This window comes from Streptomyces sp. Ncost-T10-10d (assembly GCF_900091955.1).
Classification (GTDB): domain Bacteria; phylum Actinomycetota; class Actinomycetes; order Streptomycetales; family Streptomycetaceae; genus Streptomyces.
In genome coordinates this window covers 1-7,476 of sequence record NZ_FMDF01000161.1, presented here as the reverse complement: position 1 = coordinate 7,476, position 7,476 = coordinate 1, and the positions used below count along the sequence as shown (strand labels likewise).

Here is a 7,476-nt window from a genome sequence, read left to right as displayed (position 1 = left end):
GCTCGGCCCAGTGCGCCGACACCGCGTCCACCGCGGCGACCGTGCCGCGGCCTGCGGCCCGGCCGTCCGCCGTGCGCAGCAGCCGCAGTGCCGTGGCCACATCGCCGCTCAGCATCGCCACCGCCCCGCACTCACGGAACGCGATCGAGGCGTGACAGGCGGCCTCGTACGTCGCCGCGACCGGTGAGGTGGGTGTGGCGGCCGGGGTCTCGGCCAGACAGATCAGATGGATTCCGGCAGCGGCGCCCGCGGCGGCCAGCCGGGCGGTGTTCTCGCGCAGCACCGCCGAGCCGGGGTCGCCGTCGATGATCACCACGGTGTACGGGCCCGCGTACTGCCCGGCGGCTTCCGCTACCGTGCCGCGGTCCAGGCTTGCCCAGCCGGGCCCCAGCGGCCCGTCGTCCAGCCGGCGCACCAGCTCCGTCGTACGGGCCACGGCCTGCTCCCGGTCGTACGCGAGGAGCAGTCGGCAGTCCTGGCCATGCATGGGTCGCAGATGGGGCAGCCAGCCGAGCCAGGCCCATTCGCGCCTGCGCTCGTCCGCGCTGCGGGCGCGGTCCGTGCTGATCAGCACGATCTCCAGATCTGCGGGGGAGTGCAGCGCGGCGAGCTGCGCCACCGCTGAACGGGCGAGTCCGGCCAGCCTGGTCCGCGGCCCGGCGAGCCCGAGGGAACCGGCCTCCCGCAGTCCCACGGTCACCGGCACGGCGGGCAGCTCGGCCCGGTCCGTCGTCCCCAGGCGCACCACGAGCGCCTCCGGGTGCGCGATGTCGCGCTCCCACAGCCGGGGGCCGGGTCCGAGCGCGGTCAGCAGCACGGCCGCGGGGTCGGGCCAGACGCTCTCCGCGGCGGATCCCCATGGTGTCGCGGGCGAGGCGCCGGCCGGGAACGGCAGCTCGGCCGCGCCCGTCTCGTCGGGCGTCGCCTCGTGCACCGGCTCGCCCTTGTTGCCCGCGAGTCTGCGCGCCCAGGCGCCTATTCCGCCCCGCCGGGGTGTCCCGTCGTCCGGGAGGCGGGGGGAACGCTCGGAGGGGGACTGGCGACGGGTGTCGGCCCACCCGCCTTCGCCGCTCCCGTACGTGTGACGGTCGTCGGGCTCCTCGTGCGGGGCGGGCCCGGGGCCGGCGGCGGCCGGGGCGTACCCGTGGCCGGAGCCGTACTCCTCGGCCGAGCCACCATCGGCGGCGGCCGCGCCTGCCGTACCGGACACCCGCAGATGCCCCTCGCCGTCCGGGGCCGTCGTCAGCGTCGGTGTACGCGCGCCCGAGGTCAGCCGGAGCGTCGATTCGCCGAGCCGCAGCAGCGCGCCGGGCTTCAGACGGACCGGGCGGTCGCGGACCTCCGTACCGTCGAGCAGGGTGCCGTTGGTGGAGCCCAGGTCGGCCACCGAGACCAGGCCGTCCGCGGAGACCGTCACCGTGCAGTGCAGCCGGGACACGTCGGGGTCGTCGAGCGGGACGTCCGCGTCGGCGGAGCGGCCGATGCGGATCCGGCCGCCGTGCAGCAGATGGACCCCGCCCGCGTCGGGCCCCGCGACCACGTGCAGCTGCGCCGGAACGGCGTCGTCCGCCGCCTCGTCCTCGCCCGGGACCTGGAGCGAGAGCACCGCTCCGTCGACCAGCGGGGGCTCGCCCAGTGCGCACCGCTGCGCGTCGAGGCGCTCACGCCCGGCGAACAGCACCACCGCACCGCTGCCGAGCGAGCCGTCGGGGCCGGAGACGGCGGCGGCCAGATTGGACGCCACCGTGGCGAGCGCCGTCCCCGGTGGGGCGGTGACCAGCACGTCGCAGGCGCGCGCCGGGGTCTGGCCGCTGCGCGGCGCGAGGACGGTCAGCCGGATCTGCATCGCCGTCAGCGGTCCCTTCTGCGCGGGGCGCCGGGCAGGGGAAACGCCCTGTGATTCCCCCCACCCGACCCGGACGCGTCGTCCGGTACAGGTTCGTCACGTGCCACAGGGCTCCCTACCCCACAGCGCGTGCTGAGGGCATCCTCGCACCTGCCACTGACAACACGCCCGGGGGTCACCGCTAAGTGATCTTGAAAGGTCGGCTGTGCGCCCATAAGTGCCTGCTTGGAAGGTTCTCCGCGGCAGCGCATCAGATCCGGGAGAGTGCCCGGAGCCGATTCATCGCACGCGTGTGCGGCAACCATCCGCCCGGTGTGAGCGTCTTGTTCCGCAACCGGCCGATACCTCCGTCAGGAGGCAAACGGGCCCGGCGGACAAGGACGGCGGCGGCAACCGGGCGGACCCGCCCGACCTCGCCCATCACCCCACTAGAGTGGGCCGGAACTCCCGGGGGACCCGGGAGTTCCGCAAGCACCACGATCAGCAGGGAGCGCATGACGTGCGGCCGGTAGGCAGCAAGTACCTGCTCGAGGAGCCGCTGGGACGCGGCGCCACGGGCACCGTCTGGCGTGCCCGCCAGCGGGAGACCGCAGGCGCCGAGGCGGCCGTCGCCGGCCAGCCCGGCGAGACCGTGGCGATCAAGGTCCTGAAGGAGGAGCTCGCCAACGACGCGGACGTCGTGATGCGGTTCCTGCGCGAGCGCTCCGTGCTGCTCCGGCTCACCCACGAGAACATCGTGCGCACCCGCGACCTGGTCGTCGAGGGAGACCTTCTCGCCCTCGTCATGGACCTGGTCGACGGCCCCGACCTGCACCGCTACCTCCGTGAGAACGGCCCGCTCACCCCGGTCGCCGCCGCGCTCCTCACCGCGCAGATCGCGGACGCGCTCGCCGCCAGCCATGCCGACGGCGTCGTCCACCGCGACCTGAAGCCCGCCAACGTCCTGCTCGACGAGCGCGACGGCCAGATGCACCCGATGCTCACCGACTTCGGCATCGCGCGACTGGCCGACTCCCCGGGGCTGACCCGGACCCATGAGTTCGTCGGCACGCCCGCCTATGTGGCGCCGGAGTCCGCCGAGGGCCGGCCGCAGACGTCCGCGGTCGACATCTACGGCGCGGGCATTCTGTTGTACGAACTGGTCACCGGGCGCCCGCCGTTCTCCGGAGGCACCGCCCTCGAAGTCCTGCACCGGCACCTCAGCGAGGAGCCCCGCCGCCCCACCACCGTCCCGGCGCCGCTGTGGACGGTCATAGAGCGCTGCCTGAGCAAGGACCCCGACCGGCGGCCCAGCGCCGAGAACCTGGCCCGTGGACTGCGTACCGTCGCGGCAGGCATCGGCGTGCACGCCGGCTCGGCCCAGATCGCGGCGGCCGACGGCGTGGGTGCCCTGCTCGCGCCCGACCCTGCGCCCGCGGCCGTTCCCCAGACCCCCGGGGCGGCCGACCCGACGCAGGTGCTGCCCAGCAACGCGGGCTCGTACGATCCGAACGCCGCGACCAGCGTCATGCAGCACGCCCCCGGCCCGGGCGGGCACGCCGACCCGACCTCGGTCATGCCGCCCGTACCGCCGCACCCGGACAGCCCTCCGGAGCCCGAGGGGCCGCACCCCTGGCAGTCCCAGCTCCAGGCGGCCCGCGATCGCAACGAGCAGACGCAGGTCCAGTACCTCGACCCGAGCCAGGACCCGCTGCGCCACCGACCCCAGCGGCCCCAGCCCCAGCCTCAGCGACGGCAGCAGCCGCCGCAGCATCAGCAGTACCAGCAGCCGCCGCAGCAGTACCCCCAGCCCCGGCAGCAGCAGTACCAGCCGCAACCCCAGCACCAGCCCCAACAGCAGTACCAGCGGCAGCAGTACGCGCCCCCGCAGCAGCCGCCGCCCCAGCAGCCGGCCCCGCGGCAGCCCCGCGAGCCGAGGCAGCGCAGCGCCAACCCGATGAGGATTCCCGGCCTCGGCTGCCTCAAGGGCTGTCTGTTCACCCTGGTGCTGCTGTTCGTCGCGAGCTGGCTGATCTGGGAACTGACCCCGCTGCAGGACTGGATCGGCCAGGGCAAGAGCTACTGGCAGGCGATCAGTGACGCCGTCTCCAGCGTGACCGACTGGGTCTCGAAACTCGGCGGCAGCGGCGGCAGCGGCTCCTGAGCCGCCGGCACACCATCAACTCTGTAGCTATATCGACTTCTGCGGGCCAGTTTCCACCGCATTTCGCCCGCAGAAGTGAGGGCCGGCGCCATCTCGGGCACTCAACACCCCGATCGACGCGTAACTTTGTCGATCGGGGGTCATGAGCGACGGTCCATCGCCAGCCGCTGAGGGAGCAGTCTTGGCACGGAATATCGGCAGCCGGTACACCGCCCACCAGATCCTGGGGCGCGGCAGCGCCGGCACGGTGTGGCTCGGCGACGGGCCCGAGGGCCCGGTGGCCATCAAACTGCTCCGCGAGGACCTCGCGTCCGACCAGGAGCTCGTGGGCCGCTTCGTCCAGGAGCGCACCGCCCTGCTCGGCCTGGACCATCCGCATGTCGTCGCCGTCCGCGACCTCGTGGTGGACGGCAACGACCTGGCACTGGTCATGAACCTGGTACGCGGCACGGACCTGCGCACCCGGCTCGACCGCGAACGCCGTCTCGCGCCCGAGGCCGCCGTCGCGATCATCGCGGACGTCGCCGACGGCCTGGCCGCCGCGCACGCCGCCGGTGTGGTCCACCGTGACGTCAAGCCGGAGAACATCCTGCTCGACATGGAGGGCCCGCTCGGCCCCGGCGGCTCGCACCCGGCGCTGCTCACCGACTTCGGCGTGGCCAAACTGATCGACACCCCGCGCCGCACCAAGGCCAGCAAGATCATCGGTACGCCGGACTATCTGGCCCCCGAGATAGTCGAAGGCCTCCCGCCCCGCGCCGCCGTCGACATCTACGCGCTCGCCACGGTCCTGTACGAACTCCTCGCCGGCTTCACGCCCTTCGGCGGCGGACACCCCGGCGCGGTCCTGCGCCGCCACGTCACGGAGACCGTCGTTCCGCTCCCGGGCATCCCCGACGAGCTCTGGCAGATCCTGGTCCAGTGCCTGGCCAAGGCTCCGGCCTCCCGGCTGCGCGCCTCCGAGCTCGCGGCCCGGCTGCGCGAGCAGCTCCCGCAGCTGGCCGGCATCCCGCCGCTGGACGTGGACGAGCCGGACGCCGAACCGGAACCCCGGACGTACGACGAGCAGCAGTACACCCCCGCGCCCGAGGAACCCCGCCGCCGCGGCGCGGTCCCCCTGGTCCCCGGCTCGTCCGCCGACTCCAACCGGGACACCCACACGAGCATGCGTGTCCCGGCCCCCGACGAACTCTCCGGCGGCCCCCGGGGCACGGCCAGGGCCCCGCGCTCCCCGGGCCGGCCCCGCCCGGGCTCGGCCCGCAACAAGTCCGCGGCCGTCCGCAAGCGCCGCCTGACGCTGGGCGCCGCGGCGCTGGTGCTGGTGGTGGCGCTGGGCGTGGGCGGCTGGCTGGCGCTGGGCGACGACGCCGCGGACGCGCCCGCGCAGGACACGAAGAGCTCGGCGCCGGGAACACCCTGACCCCGAGGGGCCCGGTGAGGCGGCCCCGGATGGCTCCGGGGCCGCAGAGCCCCGTGGGCACGCCTTTGCCGTACGGCCCGGGGGCGCGGCGCCCACACGGTTCGCGGAGTCGTGATCATGCGGCCCGAGGAATGTCCGCGCCGACAGCCGTTACGCTGGACCCGTGGCAGTCGTCGATATTTCCGAAGAGCTGAAGTCCCTCTCCTCGACCATGGGGTCGATCGAGGCCGTCCTGGACCTGGATGCGCTGAGGGCGGACATCGCCGCGCTCGAGGAGCAGGCGGCCGCGCCTTCCCTCTGGGACGACCCGGAGGCGGCGCAGAAGATCACCAGCAAGCTTTCGCACCTCCAGGCCGAGGTCCGCAAGACCGAGGCCCTCCGCGGCCGGATCGACGATCTCGAGATCCTCTTCGAGCTCGCCCAGGACGAGGGCGACGCCGATGCCCTGGCCGAGGCCGAGTCCGAGCTGGAGTCCGTCAAGAAGGCGCTGGACGAGATGGAGGTCCGTACGCTCCTCTCCGGCGAGTACGACTCCCGAGAGGCCCTGGTCAACATCCGGGCCGAGGCCGGTGGCGTGGACGCCGCCGACTTCGCCGAGAAGCTCCAGCGCATGTACATCCGCTGGGCCGAGCGGCACGGCTACAAGACCGAGGTCTACGAGACGTCGTACGCGGAAGAGGCCGGCATCAAGTCGACCACCTTGGCCGTCCAGGTTCCGTACGCCTACGGCACCCTCTCCGTCGAGCAGGGCACCCACCGGCTCGTCCGGATCTCGCCCTTCGACAACCAGGGCCGCCGCCAGACGTCCTTCGCGGGTGTCGAGGTGCTGCCCGTGGTCGAGCAGACCGACCACATCGAGATCGACGAGTCGGAGCTGCGCGTCGACGTGTACCGCTCGTCGGGCCCCGGCGGTCAGGGCGTCAACACCACGGACTCCGCGGTGCGCCTGACCCACCTCCCGACCGGCATCGTCGTCTCCTGTCAGAACGAGCGCTCGCAGATCCAGAACAAGGCATCCGCGATGAACGTCCTCCAGGCCAAGCTCCTTGAGCGCCGCCGCCAGGAGGAGCAGGCCAAGATGGACGCCCTCAAGGGCGACGGTGGCAACTCCTGGGGCAACCAGATGCGGTCCTACGTCCTGCACCCGTACCAGATGGTCAAGGACCTGCGTACGGAGTTCGAGATGGGCAACCCGGAAGCGGTCTTCAACGGCGAGATCGACGGCTTCCTGGAAGCGGGCATCCGCTGGCGCAAGCAGCGGGAGAAGTAGGCGGGCCCCAGCGGCCTGTTGCTGCTTCCTGTTCTTACGGCGGTGCCGGAATCCCCATGGGGATTCCGGCACCGCCGTTTTCGTCGGGGAGGGGTGCGGGGCGGCACCCGAAAGGGAGTTGAGGTTCCGAGTTGCGCAGGTGCCGTGGTGAGTGCGTCACAGTCGCGATTCTGAATGAGGGTCAACTATGACCAAAGCGGTGCACATTGCGCGGAACGGCCTTGACGCAGACCTTAACTGTGGACAGGGTGCTAGAGCAGCATGCGTATGTCTGGGACGGATGTGAACGGGGGCGGGCGGCATGACCACGGCTCCATGTGGCGCTGTTCGGAGCAAACCCCGCAGAGCCGGGGCCCGCATATGGCTGCTCCACTGACGAGAACAGCTACTGGGGGTAGCAGCAGATGACCAAGAAGACGCGAGTACGCGTCGCGCGCATAGCCGCGGGTGCGGTGATCGCCGCGGGCGCCTCGCTCACCGCTGCCGGTGTGGCATCGGCCGTCGGTGTCGATGTCAACGTTGCCGGGCTGTCGGCCAACGCGCACGTCGACGACAGCGGTCTGGGGATCGGCGCCGGCCTCAACGGGCCGTCGGGCGAGTCCCAGGGTGGCACCGAGGGCGGCGAACCGGGCGGTGTCGACCAGGGCGGCACCACGGAGGGTGGCGACCAGGGTGGCGCGGGTAACCAGGGTGGTGCGGGCGACCAGGGTGGTGCCGGTGACCAGGGTGGCGCGGGTAACCAGGGTGGTGCCGGTGACCAGGGTGGTGCGGGCGACCGAGGGTGGTGCCGGTGACCA

5 protein-coding genes are annotated in these 7,476 nt (G+C 72.6%); 4 read left to right on the top strand and 1 reads right to left on the bottom strand.

From position 1 onward, the window contains the following. Positions 1-1,846, bottom strand: a 1,846-nt coding sequence (locus GA0115254_RS29300) for an FHA domain-containing protein (RefSeq protein ID WP_141720936.1), incomplete at its 3' end; no start/stop codon positions are given. A 499-nt stretch (positions 1,847-2,345) separates the two neighbouring features. On the opposite strand from GA0115254_RS29300, the gene GA0115254_RS29295 reads away from it, so the two are divergent. From GA0115254_RS29295 to GA0115254_RS46675, 4 genes are all read left to right on the top strand, one after another. Next, positions 2,346-3,989, top strand: a complete 1,644-nt coding sequence (locus tag GA0115254_RS29295) for a serine/threonine-protein kinase (RefSeq protein WP_093898298.1) — start codon at positions 2,346-2,348, stop codon at positions 3,987-3,989. A 181-nt stretch (positions 3,990-4,170) separates the two neighbouring features. Beyond that, positions 4,171-5,409 carry a serine/threonine-protein kinase gene (locus GA0115254_RS29290; RefSeq protein WP_093898297.1) on the top strand — a complete coding sequence of 413 codons (1,239 nt, stop codon included), beginning with the start codon at positions 4,171-4,173 and terminating at the stop codon, positions 5,407-5,409. A 163-nt stretch (positions 5,410-5,572) separates the two neighbouring features. After that, positions 5,573-6,679: a peptide chain release factor 2 gene (gene prfB / locus GA0115254_RS29285; protein ID WP_093898296.1), complete on the top strand. Its 1,107-nt coding sequence runs from the start codon at positions 5,573-5,575 to the stop codon at positions 6,677-6,679. A 404-nt stretch (positions 6,680-7,083) separates the two neighbouring features. Next, entirely contained in the window at positions 7,084-7,473 is a 390-nt protein-coding gene (locus GA0115254_RS46675) for a hypothetical protein (RefSeq protein WP_256102838.1), read from the top strand. The last annotated feature ends 3 nt before the right edge of the window (positions 7,474-7,476 follow it).

Coding starts and splice junctions, on each gene's coding strand:
- GA0115254_RS46675 (WP_256102838.1), top strand. CDS start 7,084: ATGACCAAGAAGACGCGAGTACGCGTCGCGCGCATAGCCGCGGGTGCG.